Annotated in this window: 23 protein-coding genes; 8 read left to right on the top strand and 15 right to left on the bottom strand. The window is 34.7% G+C overall.

Going from position 1 to position 23,458, the window contains the following annotated elements; all coding sequences use genetic code 11:
• Positions 1-46: 46 nt before the first annotated feature.
• Together DN389_RS02505 and DN389_RS02500 are read left to right on the top strand one after the other, a co-directional pair.
• On the top strand, positions 47-304 hold the full coding sequence (locus tag DN389_RS02505) for a DUF4022 family protein (RefSeq protein WP_141503374.1): 258 nt from the start codon (positions 47-49) through the stop codon (positions 302-304).
• A 14-nt stretch (positions 305-318) separates the two neighbouring features.
• Positions 319-756, top strand: a complete 438-nt coding sequence (locus DN389_RS02500) for a GNAT family N-acetyltransferase (RefSeq protein ID WP_088121303.1) — start codon at positions 319-321, stop codon at positions 754-756.
• 39 nt (positions 757-795) lie between these two features.
• Here DN389_RS02500 and DN389_RS02495 read toward each other — a convergent pair whose 3' ends face one another.
• The 3 genes from DN389_RS02495 to DN389_RS02485 form a co-directional block, all read right to left on the bottom strand.
• Positions 796-1,224 carry a hypothetical protein gene (locus DN389_RS02495; protein WP_088121302.1) on the bottom strand — a complete coding sequence of 143 codons (429 nt, stop codon included), beginning with the start codon at positions 1,222-1,224 and terminating at the stop codon, positions 796-798.
• Positions 1,221-1,421: a helix-turn-helix transcriptional regulator gene (locus DN389_RS02490; protein ID WP_000301181.1), complete on the bottom strand. Its 201-nt coding sequence runs from the start codon at positions 1,419-1,421 to the stop codon at positions 1,221-1,223. The genes DN389_RS02495 and DN389_RS02490 overlap by 4 nt, the downstream gene beginning before the upstream one ends.
• 137 nt (positions 1,422-1,558) lie before the next feature.
• Positions 1,559-2,851: an NCS2 family permease gene (locus DN389_RS02485; protein ID WP_000487200.1), complete on the bottom strand. Its 1,293-nt coding sequence runs from the start codon at positions 2,849-2,851 to the stop codon at positions 1,559-1,561.
• 280 nt (positions 2,852-3,131) lie between these two features.
• Here DN389_RS02485 and DN389_RS02480 point away from each other — a divergent pair, with 280 nt between their 5' ends.
• On the top strand, positions 3,132-4,523 hold the full coding sequence (locus DN389_RS02480; protein ID WP_098190734.1) for an amino acid permease: 1,392 nt from the start codon (positions 3,132-3,134) through the stop codon (positions 4,521-4,523).
• 181 nt (positions 4,524-4,704) lie between these two features.
• Entirely contained in the window at positions 4,705-6,252 is a 1,548-nt protein-coding gene (locus DN389_RS02475; RefSeq protein ID WP_098190735.1) for a DNA-binding protein, read from the top strand.
• A gap of 35 nt (positions 6,253-6,287) precedes the next feature.
• Here DN389_RS02475 and DN389_RS02470 read toward each other — a convergent pair whose 3' ends face one another.
• The gene (locus DN389_RS02470; protein WP_088121299.1) at positions 6,288-8,009 is read right to left on the bottom strand and encodes a DUF2339 domain-containing protein; all 1,722 of its coding nucleotides are present in this window, start codon (positions 8,007-8,009) and stop codon (positions 6,288-6,290) included.
• A gap of 136 nt (positions 8,010-8,145) precedes the next feature.
• Entirely contained in the window at positions 8,146-9,447 is a 1,302-nt protein-coding gene (gene brnQ1, locus DN389_RS02465) for a branched-chain amino acid transport system II carrier protein BrnQ1 (protein ID WP_149236778.1), read from the bottom strand.
• A 252-nt stretch (positions 9,448-9,699) separates the two neighbouring features.
• Between brnQ1 and DN389_RS02460 the strand changes: the two genes are divergently transcribed.
• Positions 9,700-11,085: a peptide MFS transporter gene (locus DN389_RS02460; RefSeq protein ID WP_046953787.1), complete on the top strand. Its 1,386-nt coding sequence runs from the start codon at positions 9,700-9,702 to the stop codon at positions 11,083-11,085.
• A gap of 30 nt (positions 11,086-11,115) precedes the next feature.
• Here DN389_RS02460 and DN389_RS02455 read toward each other — a convergent pair whose 3' ends face one another.
• The 5 genes from DN389_RS02455 to DN389_RS02435 form a co-directional block, all read right to left on the bottom strand.
• Entirely contained in the window at positions 11,116-12,237 is a 1,122-nt protein-coding gene (locus DN389_RS02455) for a YHYH domain-containing protein (RefSeq protein ID WP_098190736.1), read from the bottom strand.
• Between the two features lie 139 nt (positions 12,238-12,376).
• Entirely contained in the window at positions 12,377-13,009 is a 633-nt protein-coding gene (locus tag DN389_RS02450) for a class A sortase (RefSeq protein WP_046957304.1), read from the bottom strand.
• A gap of 116 nt (positions 13,010-13,125) precedes the next feature.
• Positions 13,126-13,599: a hypothetical protein gene (locus tag DN389_RS02445; protein WP_060486974.1), complete on the bottom strand. Its 474-nt coding sequence runs from the start codon at positions 13,597-13,599 to the stop codon at positions 13,126-13,128.
• Complete coding sequence (locus DN389_RS02440) at positions 13,592-13,810, bottom strand: helix-turn-helix transcriptional regulator (protein ID WP_000154014.1); 219 nt, start codon at positions 13,808-13,810, stop codon at positions 13,592-13,594. The genes DN389_RS02445 and DN389_RS02440 overlap by 8 nt, the downstream gene beginning before the upstream one ends.
• 112 nt (positions 13,811-13,922) lie before the next feature.
• Entirely contained in the window at positions 13,923-15,179 is a 1,257-nt protein-coding gene (locus DN389_RS02435) for a 3D domain-containing protein (RefSeq protein ID WP_060486975.1), read from the bottom strand.
• A gap of 220 nt (positions 15,180-15,399) precedes the next feature.
• Here DN389_RS02435 and DN389_RS02430 point away from each other — a divergent pair, with 220 nt between their 5' ends.
• Entirely contained in the window at positions 15,400-16,344 is a 945-nt protein-coding gene (locus DN389_RS02430; protein WP_060486976.1) for a methyl-accepting chemotaxis protein, read from the top strand.
• Between the two features lie 132 nt (positions 16,345-16,476).
• The gene (locus DN389_RS02425; protein ID WP_044791332.1) at positions 16,477-17,289 is read left to right on the top strand and encodes an undecaprenyl-diphosphate phosphatase; all 813 of its coding nucleotides are present in this window, start codon (positions 16,477-16,479) and stop codon (positions 17,287-17,289) included.
• A gap of 117 nt (positions 17,290-17,406) precedes the next feature.
• Here DN389_RS02425 and DN389_RS02420 read toward each other — a convergent pair whose 3' ends face one another.
• Positions 17,407-17,610 carry a hypothetical protein gene (locus DN389_RS02420; RefSeq protein ID WP_001268334.1) on the bottom strand — a complete coding sequence of 68 codons (204 nt, stop codon included), beginning with the start codon at positions 17,608-17,610 and terminating at the stop codon, positions 17,407-17,409.
• A gap of 172 nt (positions 17,611-17,782) precedes the next feature.
• Between DN389_RS02420 and DN389_RS02415 the strand changes: the two genes are divergently transcribed.
• Positions 17,783-18,934 (top strand): VanZ family protein, encoded by a 1,152-nt coding sequence (locus DN389_RS02415; RefSeq protein ID WP_000128006.1) that lies wholly within the window; start codon positions 17,783-17,785, stop codon positions 18,932-18,934.
• Positions 18,935-18,941: 7 nt separating this feature from the next.
• Here DN389_RS02415 and DN389_RS02410 read toward each other — a convergent pair whose 3' ends face one another.
• The 4 genes from DN389_RS02410 to cerA form a co-directional block, all read right to left on the bottom strand.
• Positions 18,942-20,255, bottom strand: a complete 1,314-nt coding sequence (locus tag DN389_RS02410; protein ID WP_098190738.1) for a D-arabinono-1,4-lactone oxidase — start codon at positions 20,253-20,255, stop codon at positions 18,942-18,944.
• Positions 20,243-21,415 carry an amino acid deaminase/aldolase gene (locus DN389_RS02405; protein ID WP_046957310.1) on the bottom strand — a complete coding sequence of 391 codons (1,173 nt, stop codon included), beginning with the start codon at positions 21,413-21,415 and terminating at the stop codon, positions 20,243-20,245. Before DN389_RS02405 ends, DN389_RS02410 begins: the two co-directional genes overlap by 13 nt.
• A 108-nt stretch (positions 21,416-21,523) precedes the next feature.
• Complete coding sequence (gene sph, locus DN389_RS02400; protein ID WP_000676775.1) at positions 21,524-22,525, bottom strand: sphingomyelinase C; 1,002 nt, start codon at positions 22,523-22,525, stop codon at positions 21,524-21,526.
• A gap of 72 nt (positions 22,526-22,597) precedes the next feature.
• Positions 22,598-23,449: a phospholipase CerA gene (gene cerA, locus DN389_RS02395; protein ID WP_000731008.1), complete on the bottom strand. Its 852-nt coding sequence runs from the start codon at positions 23,447-23,449 to the stop codon at positions 22,598-22,600.
• Positions 23,450-23,458: the final 9 nt, after the last annotated feature.

Below are 23,458 nucleotides of genomic sequence, written 5' to 3'. Positions count from 1 at the left end.
CCCCTCACATAATTGAGGGGCATTTTTTTCCATTCCATATGGTAAAATGTTACTATCACATATTATGAGGATGGATCACATTATGTCTATTGTAACTTTAGCTCTTTTATTATTGGCGGAAATACTCGTTGCCATTATTCTCATCGGTGTTAGCATTGAAATTTGTAGTTACGGATGGAAAAAATCGAATGGAATAAAATACTCTTGCCTCTTACTTTCACTCCTTCTCGGAGCTGCTAGCATACTCGGACTTTTCGCCGCACCTGCCTATTTCTTTATACAACTAACAGAAAACGCCTTATAAGAAAGGATGTTAATATGATTACCGTGGAAAATATTGAGGGATCTGAAACTTACGTATTACGTCAAAAAATTTTACGCCCGAATCAAACATTAGCAGATTGTAAATACTCTTCCGACTATGAAACAGACACCTTTCACTTAGGCGCATTTATAAACGATGAACTAATTAGTATCGCTTCCTTCTCAAAAGAGATATACCCTGACTTACTAACAGGTGTTCATTATCGTCTACGAGGAATGGCCACATTACCTGAATTTCGAAACAAACGTGCTGGAAGTTCCTTAATTCAGAAGGCGGAGCAAGTCTTGCAAGAACGTAAAGCAAATATATTATGGTGTAATGGCCGAATTACTGTAGCTGACTATTACAAGCGCTTAGGCTTTCAGGAACATGGTGAAATCTTTGAAATTGAACCGATTGGCCTTCATAAAGTATTGTATAAAAGAATATAAGAAAAGCTTTCCGCAATATGGGAAAGCTTTTCTTATATTTCAATCTTCACTTTTTATTTTTCTCATATATATGTATATAAACAAACTAGGAACTAAAAAACAAGCAAACATAATAAGTCCTGTCATACTAATTTCCTTTATATCAATATCTGGTGTTACAATAATACAAATAGCTAAAATCCCAATAACAATACCTACTGGAATAAATAATAATTTCATAAAATAGCTGCGTGATACTCCACCTGTATGCTCATATGCCTCTACAGAATGTTTTAAATTTAAGAAGTTAATGACTACGATCCCGCCCATAAATACCATTAATAAATCCGAAACACTTTCATATCCTGCACCTTGCAAAACGTAGCGATAAAAAACAATACCTAGTATGACGATATTTTGTAAGATGAAAACGAGTCTAATATGTTTTAGCCCCTCAATCATTAAACGTTCATCTTTCACAATCCTCACTCCTCTTCCTCCCAAAATAAATCATTCAATGTTTTGTCTACCGCATAACAAATTTTCAAACATAAATCTAAAGACGGGTTGTATTTCCCCTTCTCAATTAAACTAATCGTTTGCCTTGTAACGCCTACTTTTTCTGCTAATTGTTGCTGTGTTAAATCTAACTGAACACGCGCGACTTTTATTTTACTTACAGCCATTCATGTTCCTCCTCTGTCTTTATTGTAATATATATATTTCATTAGGTAATTTATATTTTACTAAAATCGTTTGATTTTTACTTTATTATACACAAAAAAAGAGCCTCCCATAAGAAGCTCCCTCTTCTATATCTATATTATAAGAATAAATGACATCCAAATAAAATTGTAAATAAGTATAGTAACGGATGTACTTCCATCCCTTTCCCTTTCACAATTTTTAAGACTGGATACACTAAAAATCCAATTGCAATTCCATTCGCAATGCTAGACGTTAACGGAATACCAATAAAAATTAAAAATGCTGGTAATGCATCTTCAAATTCATTCCAATTAATATCACGAAGACTTTGCGCCATTAGACTACCTACAATAATTAATGAAGGAGCTGTAATAGCGGCTACACTGGATAAAGAAGCAATCACAGGGCTGAAGAATGCCGTTATAATCGTTAGACCGACAACTACAATACCCGTTAATCCTGTTTTACCACCTGCAGCAATACCAGCTGATGATTCAATCGTCGCTGCTGTTGGGCTTGTTCCAAAGATAGAACCTGTAGTCCCACCAATTGCATCTGCAATAAACGCTTTACCAAAACGTTTCTCTGTATTATCTGTAATTAAACCCGCTTGTTTAATTAAACCAAGTAATGCACCTGTTGTATCAAATAACAGTACAAGTAAAAATGAAAATACAACACCATATAATCCGTATTCAATTACATCTGAAAAAGCATTGATTGGGTTTGAAACGATAATTCCCTCTGGTAAATGAGGCATCGCAACAATTTTATCCGTAAACTTCAATTGCCCTGTAAAGAAGGCGATAACTCCTGTCACAATCATACTAATAAATAATGCACCGCTCACACGTAATGCCATTAATACCGCCGCTAATATTAAACCAATTAAAGTTAAAATAACGGCTGGAGAATGAAAATCACCAATCGTAACTAAATTAGATGGATGATCAACGATAATTCCAGAAAGGCGTAATCCAATAAAAGCAATAAATAGTCCAATTCCACCTGCAATTGCATGTTTTAAACTATCAGGAATTGCGACAATTAGCTTTTGCCTAAATGAAGTGAAAGATAATAAAAGAAAAATGATACCTGTTACAAATACTGCTGAAAACGCAATGACATATGTAATCCCCTCTGCCTGTTGAACAACAGAATAAGCAAAATACGCATTCATTCCCATAGCTGGAGCAATAACAATTGGATAGTTAGCTAAAAACGCCATACATAGCGTCCCTATAACAGTCGCAATAATAGTTGCCGTAAAAGCTTGATCAAATGGTACACCTGCATCAGATAATATTTTTGGATTGATGACAAGAATATACGCAAATGTAAAAAAAGTTGTGATGCCAGCTAAAAGCTCTTGCTTCACAGAAGTGTTATATTTTTGTAATTGAAACATGGTTATGTACCCTTCCTACATCTGAATTATTATCACATATTCTTTTCTTACTAGTATGTGAGAAAATATAATACTTAATCTTAACAATCAATAAAAAGAAGAGTCAATATATTCACTAATAGTTCGAATTTTAAGTTTAAGTCTGACAAGTACAGATGTAGTACAGTTAATCATGTTTATTTTTGTAGCATAACAGATAGAAATGTTTTATAATTTGAAATAGTTAAATATTTAGTAAACGCATTCAAATATCGTTCACTCTACAAGGAGGATTCTTCTTATGCAACACACAAACAAATCTGAAACTTTAAATCGAGGTTTAAAAGAACGACATATTACTTTAATGTCACTCGGTTCAGCTATTGGCGTTGGACTATTTTTAGGATCCGCTTCTGCTATTAAACTAGCCGGTCCTTCCATCTTACTAGGTTATATGATCGCTGGACTCGTTATTTTTTTCATTATGCGAGCGCTCGGAGAAATGGCAATTGAACAACCGGTTGCCGGTTCTTTTAGTAAATACGCTAATGATTATATCGGCCCACTTGCTGGCTATATTACTGGTTGGAACTACTGGTTCTTATGGGTTGTTACTTGTATGGCCGAAATTACGGCGGCTGGCATTTACATGCAGTACTGGTTCCCAGATATCCCGCGCTGGACTTGGGCACTACTCGCTCTATTATTAATGAGCGCTTTCAACTTCTTATCAGTAAAAGTATTTGGAGAACTTGAGTTTTGGTTTGCTCTCATTAAAATTGTCACAATCATCTGTATGATAGTAGTTGGAGCTGGCATTATTTTATTCGGATTCGGAAATGGTGGTATCGCTACTGGTATTTCAAATCTTTGGTCACATGGTGGCTGGTTCCCAAATGGATTTTCCGGATTACTACTCTCCTTACAAATGGTATTATTCGCTTATTTAGGCGTTGAACTAATTGGTGTTACAGCTGGTGAAGCTCAAAACCCGAAGAAAACACTCGCAAAAGCTATCGATAACGTATTTTGGAGAATCCTAATCTTTTACGTCGGGGCATTATTCGTTATGATGGCAATTTATCCATGGAACGAACTTGGCGAGAAAGGAAGTCCATTCGTATTAACATTCCAACAAATCGGCATTGCAAAAGCAGCAGGTATTATTAACTTTGTCGTATTAACAGCTGCACTTTCTTCTTGTAACGGTGGTTTATTTAGTACAGGGCGTATGCTATTTACATTGGCACAACAAAAGAAAGCTCCTGAAAGATTCGGTCGTTTAAATAAAAACGGTATTCCGAGTCAAGGAATCATAGCAACGGCTATCGTTTTACTCGTTGGTGTTATATTAAACTACCTTGTGCCCGCAAAAGTGTTTACATGGTTAACTAGTATTTCAACTTTCGGGGCAATTTGGACTTGGGGGATTATATTAGTCGCTCAAATTAAATTCCGTAAAGGATTATCAACTGAGAAAAAAGACAAGCTAACGTATAAAATGCCTTTACATCCATTCAGTTCATATTTCTCACTCGCTTTCCTTGCACTCGTATTAGGTATTATGGCGTATTCAGAAGATACAAGAATTGCATTGATTGTTGGTCCTATTTGGCTTATTGGTTTAGCTATCGTGTATTACATGAAAGGTTTCCATAAAATTGATGAAACACCTAATTCAAAAATTAGTTAAACAAAACATCCCTTCCTTATTACTTGGAAGGGATGTTTTTAAATCTATATAAATATTTCTCAACAAAATTCACGTTATTTTTACAATTTTTTAATATTTTTTATGTTTTCCGTCTTTATTTTTACAGAAAAATAAATTACATTATTAAAGCACATATATTTATTATTAGGGGGATTCTTCTATGAAGAATAAAAAATGGATTACATTTTCTTTAGCAACAGCAATTACACTAAGTATAGGGACTTCGTTCATACCGTCTACTTATGCAGAGAGCTCTGTAGACCCAGCTCCTGAAATTGCTGCAAAAGTTGTAAATCAAAACAATGGGAAAAAAGTATTATTCGATAATACACACGGTCAAACTGCCGGAACCGCTGACTGGGTTATTGATGGTGGCTTTTCTGATTTCGGAAATGGTATTGCTCAAAATGGCTATCATGTAAAAGAACTACGTAAATCAACACCAATTACATACGAAGATTTAAAAGACTACAATGTGTTTATCGTTCCAGAAGCAAATATTCCTTACAAAAAATCTGAACAAGATGCTATGTTACAATACGTGAAAAATGGCGGTAGTATTTTCTTTATCGCTGACCATTATAATGCAGATCGTAATAAAAATCGCTGGGACTCTTCTGAAGTATTTAATGGATATAGACGCGGTGCATGGGATAACCCTGCAAAAGGAATGTCAAGTGATGAAGTAAATTCACAAGCTATGCAAGGAGTAGAAAGCTCTGATTGGCTATCTGACAACTTCGGTATTCGCTTCCGCTACAATGCAATCGGTGATGTTGCAGCTAAAAATATTGTGTCACCTGAACAATCATTTGGAATTACAAAAGGTGTTTCATCTGTAGCAATGCATGCAGGTTCTACTCTAGCAATTACAAACCCAAAACTAGCAAAAGGGCTTGTTTATCTTCCAGAAAATCCGTCAAAATGGAATAACGCTGTTGATAGTGGTGTTTATAACGGCGGTGGCGTTGCAGAGGGTCCATATGCTGCAATCGCAAAAGTAGGACTTGGAAAAGCTGCCTTTATCGGTGATTCTTCTCCAGTTGAAGATGCATCGCCAAAATACGTTCGTGAAGATTCTGGCCAAACAAAGAAAACTTACGATGGATATAAAGAAGAAAACGATGCTATCTTACTAGAAAATATCGTAAATTGGCTATCGAATAAAGAAACATTTACAAGCTTAGATCAAGTAAACGGTTTACAACTTGATTCACCTACTGCTTTACAAACATTTGAACAACCAAGCTTATCAACAGAGCCACAACCAGAACCTTGGAGTGCACCAAACGCGGGTTACCAATGGTTTAATACAAATACATTTAAATCTGGTTCATACGGATATAACGGCGCCGTAACAGCAAATGATTATGTGATTACACGCCCTAGCATTCTACCAAACAATGAAGTGTTCCAAATAAAGATTCAAGTAAACAACTTATTACCTAATACAACTTATAATAACTATTCTTTAGGTATCTTCTCGACTGGTGGAACACAAGTAGCAAAAGTCCAAAATACAAACGGCACTTGGCCATCTACTTTCGGATATAGTAGCGCCTTCTCATTCACAACAAACAGCTTTGGTTCTGCTGAAAAAATTGTGAACGTACAACTTGATTCAAATACAACTGGACAAGCAACACTTCGTCTACGCCAAAATACAACAGCGAAATATAGTGAGGCTGTAACGATTAATAAGAAATGATGAAAAAGGCAATCCGCATGCGGATTGCCTTCTTCTCACTTCTCTTCTTTCGAGAAAAACATTCTTGAAATAACGATACCTATACTACCTACAATTAAGAATAACACAGCCCTGATCATCATCGATACTTCTGGTAAGTCCAGAAGAAATAGCTTCCCTATCGTTACGACTAACACGACTAAGCCGGCATACAATATTTCATTCATATTTTTATTCCTTCCAAGCCAAACGGCAAATAATGCATATACCATCCATAATAACGATACAGATACGCTTATTATACTTCCATCTGTAGACAGCACTTCACCGACTCTAGTAATTGCAATAAATACGATAACCATAAACCAATAGAGTGCTATAGAATAAACATATTTTCCAAAGCTCGTTAATACATCTTTCGCTCGTTTCATGCAGTAATAAAATGTACCTATTAAAATAATATGAGCAACAAACCCAGCTGAAACAAAATGATCGAACGGGCTAAAAATAGTCTGTATCATTCCAATCGCGTAAATCGTCGCGCTAACATATAATTTTATTTGTTGTTTTACTTTAATAGCAGTCACCATACCGAGGAAACCTTGTAATAATAATACAATCGCTGCATTCACTAAACTATACTCATATAAAATCGCTAAACTAAATGCACCCATTGCGAAACCAAATAAAAGATTTGTAAATGAAGAATGCCTATTTTTTCTATATTCAAACACGAACATCGTAGCGTGAACGAGTGCACTAATCATTAATCCCCATGTTGTAAATTCAGGTATTTTTGAAATGGCTAATATAAAGAAAACTGCATTCGCACTAAATATCGCCAAGCGTGGCTCTAATATAAAGCTTCTCTCCGTAAACATATGCCAAAATAATAGTAAGTGAATCAAACCATAAACAACTGTTAACTGTACTTGCAAATCCTCTACTAACATTGACATAATAGCAAAGAAAACAAAAAGGACAATAGCAGCAACAGCATAAGAAATCATATATAAATACTGATAACGATTTTTCAACGCATACCATAATAAGCTAAGTGTTAGTATCGTCTCATATCCAAAGAAAATATATGGATTAGGAGTCGTACTATTTAATAAGAATGGCACGAAGAAAGCTCCTACGGCTACGAATATAGTAAGATATTCCGATTGATACCTCTTCGCTACATAAATACCTAAAATGACCCATGCAATATTACATACAAACGCAACACTTGCTGGAATAAACCCATATAAATAATGCGCTGCAAATGTCGTTAAAACTATACCCGTAATACTTCCTCCTGCTAATACTAAACCCAACGCTTGCCGCTCTCGTTTAATTTGAATATCACCTATATAATAAAAACCGATTGATAGGACAATACCAAACACAATTCGTATTGCAGGTGTTAATAACCCAGCATCTACCCCTGCTTTAAATAACCAGATTACTCCAAGTAACATAATGCCAACAAATATGCGTGGTAACCAAGTTTGGCAAAACTTAATAATATTAAATGGTTCTGGTTTAAAAGCAGATATATCCACTTGTTTTACCTCACGTTCTTGCACAGGCTCTTTTATTGTAACTACTTCTTCTTTTGGTTTTTCCTCCATCACCGTTTCAATATATTCTTTCTTTTCTTTACTAACATGTCGCTGAGCATTTTCTACTTCTATTTCTTTTTGTTTTGCTTTCAATTCAAAAAGCGCTTCTTGAATTGTTTCAATTGCCGTTTCGAGCGCTTCTATTTTCTTATTTAAATTCTCCTTCATACGCTCCCCCCTCATCATTCATTCAAAATCTATATATTACCAATTATCTTTATCATACTCTTAGTCTATTCATTTTCAATACCATTTTTCCAAAAAAAAGAAAGGTATTTTCCGAAATAGGAAAACACCTTTTTACTCATTTATTCTTATTTAGAACACCACTAACGATAACGCCTATACAAACACCTATAATAGCTGGAAAAATCCACCCAACACCTTCTGTATAAAACGGAATGTATTTCAATATTGGCGTCCACTGATTCATCATCACATTTTTATTGAAAATATCAATTGCACTAAATACCGCTACAATCACAACAGTTACTGCATATACGTATGCATACTTTCCAATATATTTATGGAATAACCCTAGAATAATGAGTGTTAATGCAACTGGATAAATAAATCCAAGAATCGGTACTGATACTTTTAAAATTTGCGTTAATCCTAAATTAGCTAAAATCATACTAGCAAAACTTAATATAAATGCCCAAACTTTATACGCTACTTTCGGAAATGCACTTGCGAAAAATTGACTACAAGATGTAACAAGCCCGATTGAAACGCATAAACACGCGATCGTAAAAATAAGACCTAATAAAACGACCCCGCCTTGTCCAAATAATGTAGTCATAACTTGCGCTAACACGTTCGCCCCATTATCAAATGTACCTAACGAACCGCTAATTGAACCAACATATCCAAGTATGATGTAAATAATAGATAATAAAAGTCCTGCACCAATTCCAGCAATACTCATATATTTCGCTAAACCTTTATCATCTTCAACACCTTTTGCACGAAGAGCATTTGCAATAACAATCCCAAAAATTAAAGCGGCTAGTGCATCCATTGTTAAATATCCATCTAAAAAGCCTTGGAACATAGGAGCTTGTCCATAGTTTCCAGCAGCCTCTTTCACACTGCCTACTGATGTAAACATACTCTTTATAAAAATAAGGGCAATCATACCTAATAATAACGGTGTTAAAACTTTTCCGAACAACCCCATTAATTTAGACGGTGATAAACTTAACCAGTACACAATACTAAAGAAAATAACCGTGTAACATAATAAAACTACACTTCCCGATTCTGTGAAGAACTGACCTGGTCCCATTTCAAAAGCTAAACTTCCTGCACGTGGTATACCAAGACCTGGTCCAATAAATAAATACACGATACAGGGGAAAATAATGGCGAATGAAGAATGAACCCTACCCGCTAACGTTTGAAAGCTTCCCGCTTTCGCAATAGCGATAACACCCAATATAGGAAGACCTGTTGCTGATATAATAAATCCTATTAATGAAATCCACACATGTTCTCCTGCTTCATACCCAAGGAAAGGTGGGAATATAAGATTCCCTGCTCCAAAGAACATCGAGAATAACATAAGGCTAATCAGTAAAATTTCTTTTTTCTGTAACAATTTCATTTGTTTCTCCTTCTTTAATTTCATCTTTTATGAAATCAATTTCACATATAAAAAAGTGCAATAATCCGCTTCCTAACAAAGAAAACATAGTCCATAGTCTAACATAAAAGAAACACCCATTCTATAGCTATCCCTCTTTTCCAATTTCTTCTGAAAAATCAACCTTTATTGACTTATAATAGTTAATAAGGTAAAATATTAAATGTACAAAATTATTAACTTTGTTTTTGTTTGTGTCAGGAGGAAAATAACATGGAATCAACGATACAACTAGAAAGAGAACAACAAAGAAAAAAGAAACATCCTCCAGGTTTATACTTACTCTTCTTTACAGAAATGTGGGAAAGATTTAGTTACTATGGATTACGAGGATTATTAACATTATATTTAACGACAGCTTTAGTAAGCGGTGGTCTTGGGTTTAGTCCTGCGTGGGCACTCTCCATTTACGGATTTTACACTGGAGCCTGTTATTTCACACCAATGATTGGTGGATACTTAACAGACCGGTTCCTAGGTAGACGAAAAGCGATCACAATTGGTGGTATAACAATGGCAATCGGTAACCTTACACTATTTGCCATGCAAAACCAAGTCGGCCTATACCTCGGATTAGCGCTTATTATTATCGGTAACGGATTCTTCAAACCGAACATCTCTACACTGGTTGGGGAATTATACGAAGAGAACGATCCAAAACGTGATAGTGCATTTACGATTTTCTATATGGGTATTAACGTCGGTTCATTTTTAGCTCCACTCGTTTGCGGATTTTTATCAGAAAATTTATTCAAAACAACAGTGGATGGCGTTGTTCACTTTGGATTCCGTTACGGTTTCTTAGCCGCTTCAATCGGAATGATCATTGGACAAATTTTATTTACAACATTATCAAATCGCTTCCTTGGTGATATCGGTAAAAAACCAACTCGTGATTTGCAAACAACAGATGGACAACCATCAGTAGGAGATACACCGTTAACAAAAAAAGAAAAACAACGTACCGCAGTTATCGTCATTTTAACATGCTTCGTTGTCTTCTTCTGGGCTGGCTTTGAACAAGCTGGTAGCTCTTTAACATTATATACAAACAAATTTGTAGACCGCTCTGTGTTCGGATGGGAAGTTCCAACATCTTGGTTCCAATCGGTCAATCCATTATTTATTATTTTACTTGCTCCAGTCATTTCAGCATTATGGGCAAAACTTGCAACTCGCAAGCGCGGGGATTTAAAAATCCCAACTAAAATGGGACTTGGTATGATCTTGCTTGGTATCGGTTATATCATTCTCGTTATCGCTACATTAAAAACAGGTAGTGATGAACATAACATTACAGAAAAAGCAAACTTACTATTTATCGTCTTTACGTATCTTTTCCATACGTTAGGTGAGCTATTCTTATCACCTGTTGGACTATCAATGGTTAGTGCACTTGCCCCAGTAAAACTTGCTTCTTTATTAATGGGAGTATGGTTAGCAAGCTCAGGAATTGCTAACATTTTAGGCGGACAACTTGCAAGCTTCACAACTTCACTTGGATATGCTGAAGTATTTACAGTAATCGGAGCTGTAGCAATTGTGTTAGGTTTTGTTTTATTATTAATTTCTAAGAGATTAGTGAAATGGATGGATTAAAAAAAGATGAGGGATTCCCCTCATCTTTTTTTATGCATTCTTACCTTTTTCTATCGCTTGTTCGTACAGCTCTTTATGTTCTTTATATTCACTTGGCACAAAATTCTTATAGAAGAATGCAAGCCAACTGTCTCCTTTTTTATATCCTTCTTCTCTAATTTCTGCTGCTTTTTTATTTGATTTAAATCCTTCAATAAACCATTTCTTTAACGATTCATTTTTTTCATACTTAGCAGGAACTTTCAAATCATAGTTTTCAAATGCATACTTATAGCCAGCCTTTTCTACTGCTTTTTTTGTAGACTTATAGCCCTTTTCATAAGCTGTTTCATACACCTTCACGTACACATCTTTCTCTCTATTTCCAGGGTTCTTTCCGGCTAGTTCCTTACCTGCCTTTTCCCCTAGTTCAGCTTGCTCTTTTTCAATGTTTTCTGTTCTTTCTTTATTCCCTACTTGGAAACCTTCTGCAAAGTTCGGCTTAAACTCCGGAGCAATTTGACTATCTTCCATCGTCTCTTGTGCTAAACCTTGCTCTTTTCCTTTTTCAAAATGCGTTTTCTTCTGCTCTTCTAAAGACCAAGATGCAACATATGCAGTTTTGAATGCTTCTTTATATGTATCTGATTTTCCAGCTAAATGTGATTCCGCATCATTTTGCCCTGCTTTAAAATCAGTCTCTCCACTTTTTTGTCCCTCAAGCTGCCCTTTTTCCATATCAGCTTGACGCTGTGCTTCCTCTCGCTTACGTGCCTCTTCTGCTTTTCTTTGCTCTTCAGCTACACGTTGTCTCTCTTCCTCTGCTTTTCTTTGTTCCTCCGCTACACGTTGTCTCTCTTCTTCAGCTTTACGCTGCGCCTCTGCGGCACGTTGTTTTTCAGCCTCAGCATTGCGCTGCGCTTCTACTTGTCTTTCGGCTTCTACAGCACCATTATCATTTTGGCTAGGAGCTGGACTCGTTGCACCACTACTAGAAGCTGGCTTATTGTGATAATGATATTCCCCGTACTGTAATCCCCATTTTTCACAATTTGTCCGACACGTATGTCCCCCATTAGCATCTGTACGCCCTGGATGCGCATAGGCTGAAATTGGAGCTACCAATAACGCTACACTTGTTGTTAAAAGAAGTTTCTTCACCTGTTGTTTCACTCTTGTTCCTCCCAAAATCTTGAATTCTAACTTTATTATACATAAATAGAAAAATACTTAAATACTAACTAAAATATTCTATTATTTCTCAACATTAGTAAAAAAGAAGGTCAACTCTTTAAAGAGTTGACCTTCTTTTTTACTTCTTCGCCTTCGTTCCTACTAAATCACCAGCAACAACGTAACGTTTAGAATTATCTTTCACAGATACACATGTAATAAGCGTTATCTCATCTTTCCCATGATCCTCTACAACTTCCCATTTATCAGGAGTTACTTCAGATACACCAGTAACCGCATATTCATATTCATTTTCATTATCATACAAATAAATTTTGTCGCCTTTTTTTAAAGAGGCTACATCACTAAATAAAACACCTTTTTTAGACATGTTATGTCCTGCTAATGCATAATTCCCTTTTCCCATTACTTGATTTTCTTTTACTGTTGCTGCACCTGATAATAGGTTTTTCTCAGTAGAAGATTTTAAAACAGGAAGTTCTAATGAAACACTCGGGATCGAAATACGACCAATTACTTGTTTCTTATCTAATGATGCACTCGCTACTTCTGCCAAGTCTGGTTGATCAATTTTCGAAGCATCTACAAATGCCGTCTCATGTTTTTCATAATCCATTTTTTGAACAGCCTGTACATTTTCAGTCTGTTTCTTTTCAGCCTGATATCCATCATAAAATGGCTTTCCGATTAACACACCACCTACAACAAATAGAAGGATTGCTACTATACTATAAATTCTTTGCTTATTCATATACAATTCCTTTCCCTTACAAAATCTTACTCTATATAAAATGATAAGATAATATTGCTATATGTACAAGTGTAAGCTAGAAATAAACCTTCTCGCACGTGCAAGAAGGTTTATTTTTAAGCGATTTTATTTCGATATAAGGATACGTGAAAAATCGTCATTTGAATAAAGAAAATACTAAATGCAATATATATTGGATATGCAGGAACATATAGATTAGCAATTGGAGAAAGAGTTAAAAAACCAACCGCACAAGGTAACACATACCATAGTGACATAAATGTAGTACGACAAGCCTTTTCTGTAATTGCCTTTTCTCGCTCATCCTCTTGAGGAAATAATAGTGGAAACATCCAATACGAGAGCTCTTTATATTTTTTCTTTTGAATTTTATAAAGAACAGTCGATACAATACCAAATATTAAAAGTAATCCTAGCGGCATTAAACTCAGTGAAATTTCAGATGGTACTCTCTCCGTTTGAATAAAATTAGCGACTTCAATAGTAAAATAATACAACTCAATAAACGCCCAACCTGCTAATACTATTAAAAGTACATTTAGCATATAAGAAAATACGAGTCTATTCATCCTCTTTCCCCTCCTTATTTAAAACAAACACATCTTCCATCTTTAACTGGAATACATCGCAAATCGTCAACGCTAATAACAAAGAAGGAACATAATCACCTTTTTCAATTGCAGCGATTGTTTGTCTCGTCACTCCAACCTTTTCTGCTAATACACTTTGGGAAAAATTAAAGCGAGCTCTTAACTCCTTCACTCTATTTAAAATGGTCAATTTTACCACCTCTCAATTTCATTGTATGCTTTCCTTAACAAAATGTAAACTTAACTTAACATTATTTTTATAAAAAAATCCAACTTTACGTATTGTAAAGTTGGATTACATATTAATTTAAAATTTTAACTTTAACTGTTCTTCTACCCCACTCATTAGCTTGAGCTGAGTTTGGCATTAATAGATCAATGATATGCCCTTTTATTGCACTACCAGTATCTCCAGCAATTGCTGTTCCATATCCTTCTACATATACAGTAGAACCTAGTGGGATAACAGATGGATCTACAGCAATTAATTTCATGTTTGGATTTGCAGTTAAATTATGTCCTAACCTAGATTTTACAGTTTCACCCGGTTTATAGCCGTTTTCAGATGGATCAGCTGTATAAGCAGTTGCTGTTACGTAAAATTCTTTTCCACCTTGAGCTGGTTTCGTATCAGGTTTAGACTCTGTTACTGTATTTTTCGCTACAGGTTCAGCTGGTTTACTAGCTTTTTCTTGCTTTTGTTTTTCAGCAATTTCAGCCTGTGCCTTAGCTAAAGCTTCTTGCTCAGCCTTTGCAGCTGCTTCTGCTTTTGCACGCTCTTCTGCAGCAATTCTTGCTGCTTCTTGCTCACGAGCAATTGTTTCTTGAACTGCTTTCATATTTGATTCGATTTTAGCTTTTTCGTCTGCTGCTAAATTAAGTTGGCTTGCAACCGCATTATATTTAGCTTGAACTGTTTGTAAGTTATCTTGACGCTTTTTCAAGTTATCTTGCAACTCAGCTTGTGCTTTTGCTAATTTTTGTTTGTCTACTACTAAAGATGCTTCTTTTTCATCAATTGTTTTCTTATCTTCTTCAATTTGACGAAGATCTTGTTCTTGTAGACGTAAAATTTCTTTATCTGCTTCTAGAATAGTAGAAACTGCGTTCATACGTTGTAAGAAATCTGCAAAGTTTTTTGACTCTACTACAACTTCTACTACTAAACTTGTATTTGAACTGTTTTGAACAGAAACCATACGTTTTCTCATAATATCCTTACGAGCAAGGACTTTATCCTCTAAAACGACAATTTCATTCTTTTTTTGCTCAATCTGCTTATGTGTTTCATCGATTTTACGTTGAATAGCAGCTTGATCCTCTTTATTTTTTGCAATTGTATTATTTAAATTATGTAGTTCGTTTTCGATACCTTGAATTTCTTTACTAACAGCTTGCTTCTCTTGCTCTTTCTTTTGCATATCTGCATCGTTTTGCTGCAATTGCTGTTGCATGTTGTTAAGTTTCTCGTCGTTTGACTCTGCTTTTACAGCGACTGTACTAGAAAGACCAATAATGCCTGCTAATACTAGACTACTGATTCGCTTAAAATAGTTCATAATCCGACTCCCTTCTTATACAGTTATACATGATTTATTTTACAGTTTGTTTACAATACCATTAAATACAGTTTATTTTTCATGACGAAAAAAAGGGAATTATGCATAAAATGTAATAGATTCTTAAATATTTAACAATTCCTATATTTAAAAATTATAAAAGATGCTAAAATCCAAATATAGAGAAAATATAACTTCTAAAGGCGGTTGAAATAAATATATGTTTACTCAAAAGAAATCACTCCAACATAAAATTGATCAATTAGAAAATCGTATACAGGAATTAGAAGCAGAATTAAAACAAAAAGATATTGAAAAACAAGAAATCATTTCTTCTATTCACGACCGTGTGCAAAGCGTCGTTCAAGAGCATCAACTTGTAAATAATCAACACCATACACTTCAAAATTTAGTTCAACAATTAAACTCATGTTTCGAAAATGTTTCAACGCGTACTACACATTCCAATGAATTGAATAACGAAATGTTACAAAAAGAACAAAGCTTAATTCAATCAATTGAAGAAATTATTGACTGTTCTAATGAGGGAAAAGAATCTGTTCACCGTTTACTTATTGTAATTAACAAATTAGGTGAACAATCGCAGCGTACGTCTAACAGTATGAATCATTTAAGCGAACGCTCAAAAGAAATCGAGCAAATTGTAGAGGTCATCCAAAACATTGCAGCACAAACAAATTTACTTGCTTTAAATGCAAGTATTGAAGCTGCGCGTGCTGGAGAACACGGTAAAGGATTCGCTGTCGTTGCCAATGAAGTAAGAAAACTAGCAGAAAGCACGGCAGAAAGTACAAAAAACATCGGAAACTTAACGAAAAAAATTCAAGAAGAAATTGAAAAAGCATATGATAACACGAAAGATAATTTACATTTAGTTGATGAAGGTGTAGAAATGAGTGCCGACACAAACGCTAGAATTGAAAATATTTTAATTATGATTCAAACGTTACAAAATGGTGCTACAAATGTTATTAAAGCTATCGAAAACCAAAAATCTTGTAATGATGATATATTACGTGAATTCGCTAATACACAACAAATGTTCCAAAAATTAAATACTACTATTATGAACCATATTCATGATGCCGAAAAAGTCGATGTTCAATTGACTAAAGGTCTCCAAGAAACAGCGGCTTCTCATTAATAATAAAACCCCCTTATAGCGCTATAAGGGGGTTTTATTATATTTCGAATTTTTATTTCTTTTCAATATTCATCCATATCTTTGTTATAATGGACAAGTTGTTTCTTTCGACTAATAAACAAGGAGGTTATTATGGAACAATTTCACTACATTTTAAAATATTTAATTCTCGGTCTGTTCCAAGGGCTAACAGAACCAATTCCGATTTCTTCAAGTGGTCACCTCGTTTTAGCACAACATTTGCTAGGACTAAAAATAGAAGGGTTCAGCTTCGAACTACTTGTTAATTCAGCTTCATTATTAGCTGTATTACTTATTTATAGAAATGATTTAATTCGTCTAACGAAGAATGGTCTATCTTATATCTTTACAAGAGCAGAGGACGCAAAATCAGATTTCTTCTTTATTATTTACCTTGTTATTGCGACCATTCCAGCAGGTGTTATCGGTGTTTTATTTAAAGATTACATCGACCAGTACTTAAAAGGTGTGAAAATGGTTGGGATTTCCCTTCTTATTACCGCTGTCGGCCTTTGGATTATTAGAAACTTGCGTGGACGTAAAAATGATGGTGATCTTTCTATGAAAGATGCAATCATTGTCGGATTAGCACAAGCTTGCGCACTAATTCCTGGAATAAGCCGATCAGGTGCAACAATCGTCGCAGCGATGTTACTTGGTATGAAGCAAGAAACAGCTCTTCGTTTCTCATTCTTACTATATATCCCTGTTAGCTTAGGTGGTTTATTACTAAGTATTACAGACATTGCAAAAGATCCAAATCTAGACACATTATTCGTGCCATATATCGTTGCGTTTATCGCAACATTTATCATGACGTATATTTCATTAAAATGGTTTATGAACATTATGGCAAAAGGAAATTTAAAATATTTCTCTTTCTATTGTATTATCGTAGGTGTACTTACTCTTATTTTCTTATAAAGTTCAACTTACAAATCGAAAAACGAGTCATTCTATTAAACTAGGATGACTCGCTTTTTTATATCTTTATAATGATAAAACCCCTCTTACCTTTTTGTACAGTCAGAGGGGCCCCTTTTATGCGTATACTTTCTTTTCTTGACAATACAAACGAATAACATGTTTATTTTGTTGAAATACATCATGCGTTAGGCGGATAATAATAAAATTTCGTTTTGTTTGATCATCATGAACAAAAATCTGTTCTCCCTCCTGAAAACGCCATGTACTTTCAAAAGTTGTAATATGATCCCCACTTACAGAAAAAAGCTCATATCGCATATCTTGTACCCTCTCTCAACTTATAATAATCACAATATCCTTATATTAAATTTAGTATAACTTAACCCCGTTTAAATTTGAAATTTTTTCTATTTCGAAATATTTTAATTTTGTTTTAAGGTTCTTTTAACGTTATAATGATAAACGAATTTTCATTGAAAGGAGCTTCATTTTGACTGCATATTTATTTCCAATAAAAACAGCATTTATTTTATTTCCTATTTTAGCAATGTTTCTATTAATCCCTTTTTTAATATTTAATTATCGTAAATACGGTTATTTGAATAAATGGCGTTCATTTATTTTATATTCATTATTACTTTACTTATTAAATGCCTATTTCCTTGTGATTTTGCCGTTACCACAAACGTATGATACTTGTAGCCTACAACCGGCTAATACGCAACATATGCAACTCTCGCCATTTTATTTCATACAAGAGATTAGTAATCATACCTCGGCGATTTTAACGAAGCCAGCTACGTACTTCTATTTATTAAAGGAATCTGCGTTTTTACAAGTTGCTTTTAACGTTCTACTAACCGTTCCGTTCGGTATGTACTTACGTTATTACTTCCGACGTAGCTTCTTACAAACAGTGTGCATTTCTTTTTGCCTTTCACTGTTCTTTGAGTTAACACAAGTAACTGGATTATATGGTATTTATAATTGTGCCTATCGCTTATTTGATATTGACGATTTGTTTTTAAACACGCTAGGCGGCGTAATTGGTTTTATCATTGCACCAATATTTACGTACTTCCTTCCGAAAACAAGTGAATTAGATATTCATATTGATTTAGAAACGAAACCAGTTGGATTTATTCGTCGTCTCATCGCTATGCAAATTGATTGGATTTTCTTATCTATCGTTGTACCTTTCATTAAAAATAAAGGAAATTCACTATTTATTGCTAACATCCAATCTTATACAAATGTATACGAACTCCTTTTCATTACATGTTCAATCTTAATTTACTTTATTATCATTCCATACTTTACGAATGGAAGAACAATAGGAAAAGCGTTGCTTCGAATTTATATTAAAGGACAAGCTGAGCGTATTACACTAAAAGAATTATTCATTCGTTACGGGATATTCTATTTCATTTTAGGCGGAATCAATTATATTCTTTCGAGTAGCTCTATCTTAAATCATACAGAGCCTTTAGTATTACTAGTTATACTATTATTCCAATTTGTAATTAACGGTCTATTTATTATTCATGTTTTATTGCATGTATTTAGTCGTGATAAATTACTATTTTACGAGCGTATTAGTCAAACAAGAAATGCGATCATACTAAAAAAAGCTGACAAGTAATACTTTGTCAGCTTTTTTTCATAATCGTAAATAATTTTTCTGTGTAAAGGTTTGAAAACATTTCTGCTTCATCTAGTAACTTCCTCGCCTTTAGAAACGAATGCATTTCTGGATATATATTTTGTAATTTTTCGTACGTTAACGTATGCATTTTCCCCCAATGCGGGCGCCCTTCATACTTTAGAAAAATTTTCTCCACCTCACCAAAATAAGCAGCATACTTCATACCTTTATACATATGAACGGCAATATACGCTGAATCCCTTCCGTACGCTGGACTGAGCCATATATCATCACTTTTCACATAACGACATTCAATTGGGAAGTGCACTTTATACTTTTTCTTTTCAATAAGGTTTGAAATTTCTTCTACAACGGCCCGCATATAATTTGAAGGAACACTATACTCCATTTCATAAAATGGAACCGCACGCGACGTAGCAAATACTTCATAACTCGGACCAACTATCTTTGTATTCGGTACAGCTTTAGCCGATAATCGACTTACTCCTTTACTTATAGAAGGAAACCATTTACATCCTTTAGATAACAAAGAGAACATCTTATTTTCAAGCAACTCTACCTTTAGTTTATGCCATTTCAAGTCACTTTTTTTACCCGTTGTTTCATTTGTAAATTTCACTTGTACTTCATCTGAATAAGGAAAAACAAAAAATTCAAAATGGCGATTCTTCTTATATTCTTCTAGCTTGTTCATTACAGTAGATAATGACTGTTTTTCACTTTTATAAACGAGTGAATAGGCTGGAATAACCTTCAATTTTATTTTTACAATGATACCTAACATTCCAAGCGACAACTGAAAGGCTCTCCAATATTCCACATTCTCAGTTTCCGAACAAACTATACTCTCGCCTGTAGATAAAACTGCGGTAATCTCTATAACTTGTGTTGATAAACTTCCAAAGGTAATACCCGTTCCATGAGTCCCTGTACTAATCGCTCCTGCAATCGATTGCAAATCAATATCCCCTAAATTTTCTTGTGCATAACCTTTTTCTTCAAGTAACTTCCCTAAATCATGTAACTTTGTTCCTGCCCATACTTCGGCAACCATCTTCTCTGCATCCATATCCAAAATACCTTTCAATTCATCTAAAGAAACTAAAATTTCTTCTGTTTGCACAAGAGGTGTAAACGAGTGTCCTGAACCGACAACACGAATTTTCTTCCCTTTTTTTCGAGCAAGCCCTACAACTTCTACTACATCTTGTATACTTTCTGGATACATCGTATAATGCGGCGTTCCTTCTACATTCCCTGTCCAATTTCTCCATTTTTGTCCCTTTATAGAAAGCATTGGCCATCCCCCCGATATGTTGAATACTCCCCAACAATCTCTCCTTCTTTCACACGATATAAAAAAGGAAAACGCTCACATAACTCTCCAGCTTTACTATGGCGAAACAAGATAGAATCTCCTATCTCTACTCGTTCCTCACCGTTATAAAAAATCGGTGTTTGCACTTCGCCAGCGCCTTCTAAAGCTAATAGTTTGGCACCATTTGGTCTCCAAATCTCAGGTTCTTTATCTTTCCCAATTGCACCTGAGGCAATATATCCACCACCTAAACAAGTGTAAATAAACAGGGCTGGTTTACGCACAACTGGTAAAGCAAATCCGACAGCTGGATGAAATTGCACCTCTTTATAATAATCGAACAGCTTCGGGGCATAAAAAGCAGAACCTATTGTAATCTCTGAAACTGAATTATCTTGCTCAGTTGTTTTTATACTTCCTGTGCCTCCCCCATTTACAAACCTTAGTTCAATACCTAGGTTTTGTATTTCTTTTACGATATGTCCTCTTCTTTCTTTAACTTCTAACACTGACTTCTTCTTTAAATACGAAATTACTTTACTTTTCACTCTTTGATTAGGTATGTGATCTCCTACCCCAGCAATTTGGGCTTCATATCCCATTACACCATCTAGTATTAAACATGATGATTCTTTTACCCTTCTCACTATTTTCAAAGTACTTTGCACATCTTTTACTGGTGATCTTTTGACCCCAAAATGAAATTGAAAAAAATGACTACTCATATCAATATCCAAACAAACACGAAAACACCCTTTAGACTCCTCAGCAATTTTTTCTAGATAAACAATATGGTCTTCACAATCCACCATACAAGTTATAATGAGGCCTTGCTTTGTTAGCAAACTAATTTCATGTAAAGCTCTTTTATCATAAGCAGGATACCCAAGCAATAAATCATTGAATCCTTGTTCAATTAAAAACAAAGCCTCTCTAGGTGAAAAACACATAATACCTTGAAATCGATCATTTGTAGCTAAAATCTTTTGCATAACTGGAACAGAACGTAACGATTTACTCGCTATACGAATCTTCTTATTCCCACTTAATTCTATAATCGATTGAATATTTCTATCTAAAGCCACTTCATCCAAAAATGCACACGGTAATGGAACCTCTTTAAAAATTCCTCGATCCACATTTTTCTCTCCTCTTTTCAATATGTCTTATACATATTGGAAAGAAAGTTGAAATTTCCTCTACAAAATAAAAAAGTTTCTTCCTATTAAGAAGAAACTTTTTTAGGACTATTTCATAGAAATAGTTGCCTCTACTGGATAATGATCAGAGTAATCATTATATGTATATTTTTTAAGCCATGATGTAACAGTCCACTGTGGAGATTTCGGTTGTAATACTTTATTCTCTATAAATGACGGATTCGCATGGTCTTTACTTGCGATAATATAATCTAAATACTCGGCAGGGCTATCAGGGAAATTATATTTTGCTATACTGTTTGTCGTCGCATCCCAAGTTGCTGTATGTCCTGTATAAGATGGAATAGAAGCGTGCAATGTTTTGAACATGGATGCGTACTCTGAGTCACTATTGTTCTCTGCATTTATTTTATTCACGTTCATATCACCACCAAATAGGACGTACTCGTCATTTGGTATATTCTTATTTTTAATAAAGTCTTGAATTTCTTTTAACTGATTTGTACGTACAGATGCAGGTGAAGTTTTTCCGCACATACTATCTTCAGCCTGCAAATGCGTCCCGATTACATGAACGAAACGATCATTTTTCTTAATTTTCGTGTATACAAATCCTTTATTCGATAAATTATCTGGCCCGCATCCTTTTGCAAATACATATTGAATCTTTTCAACAATCGGCCATTTACTCACGATTGCAACGCCCCCATCTTCAGGAGTTGAAGATGAATAGCTACCTAACGTTTTATCCCATTCATTTCCGTTACTACGACCTAATACCGCTGTTTGATTTGGATATTCTTTCTTCAAATTCCCTAACAAACGATCTGATGCGCTATTATCAAACACTTCATTTAATATAACAACGTCTTGATTCTTTATATAATCTGCCGCCCCAATTAAATCAGCACGCTCACTTTGTCCCCAGTTCGGATATAAATTTGTTGATAGCATGTACACATTATGTGTCATCACTTTCAAAGTATTATTTTGATTTGTAGACGTTTCTGCTTGAGCTGAAGATCCTCCGTATAAAACTCCTAAACCAATCCCAAAGCTAAGTACACCTTTTAGCAATTTTCCTTTCACGTTTCATACCTCCATGTATTAGTTATAAAAAGGCCAAATACTCTATTGTGAGATTTGACCTTTTTTTAATACTTAACGATCTCCGTACGTATCAAACCAAAGCTGAATGTATCCGGCAGTAACACGTTGTGCATCCATTAATCGCTTACCTGTCATTGGTGTAACTTCAGCGCGCCATTTATCTGCATATTCTTGTGATACAGCTGCTTTTACGAACCAATCTTTCGTATTATCATTTACAATGCCAGCGTAATCTTGTTTCGCTGCTACTGCCGCTCCGTGAATCCACTCTTCTGGATTTGTACCTTTCCAGTTCCAATATCCATTTCCATCCGTTACTTTATAATTATCTTTTATCGTATCTACAAAGTTTTCATATTTAGAATGGAATCCTTGTGGGTACGAAAGATTTGTAAAGTTTGCCGCATGCATCGGTTGGTTTACATCTCCTAAATAATGAAGAGATAATCCTAAATAGAAGAATGCTTGTTTCATATCTTTATTTTTATATGATTCACCAGCTAATTTAAAATATTTAGCGCCAGTTTCTTTTGCCTGCTTTGCAAATGGAATATATGTTTTTCCATTGTCTGGATCATAGAAATGTGAAGCAAATGTGCTATTATCATAATAAGGATTTTCATAGTCAGCAGCATAAATACCATTTTCTAATTCCGTACGCCATTCATTTAATTGTGCAACTCGATCTTGTTTTACAAGTGTTGTATTGCGAGACATAATATCAATGGCGCGGTTTACAATCCATAAATGAGAGTTTACGCCTTCTTTATGTTTATCTTCAGCAGACCAGCGATGAACTATTTTTATTTTACTTCCCCCATCGTTTTCATGAGCAAATGCAACACTTTGTAACGGCGCTACTAATGTAATAGCTGCTGCTAAAGCAAGTACTTTCTTTTTCATCTGAAATCC

It is taken from the genome of Bacillus sp. AY3-1, from assembly GCF_008368785.1.
Classification (GTDB): Bacteria; Bacillota; Bacilli; order Bacillales; family Bacillaceae_G; genus Bacillus_A; species Bacillus_A wiedmannii.
Note: the sequence above shows the minus strand (reverse complement) of the source record. Positions and strands in the feature narration are given on the sequence as shown.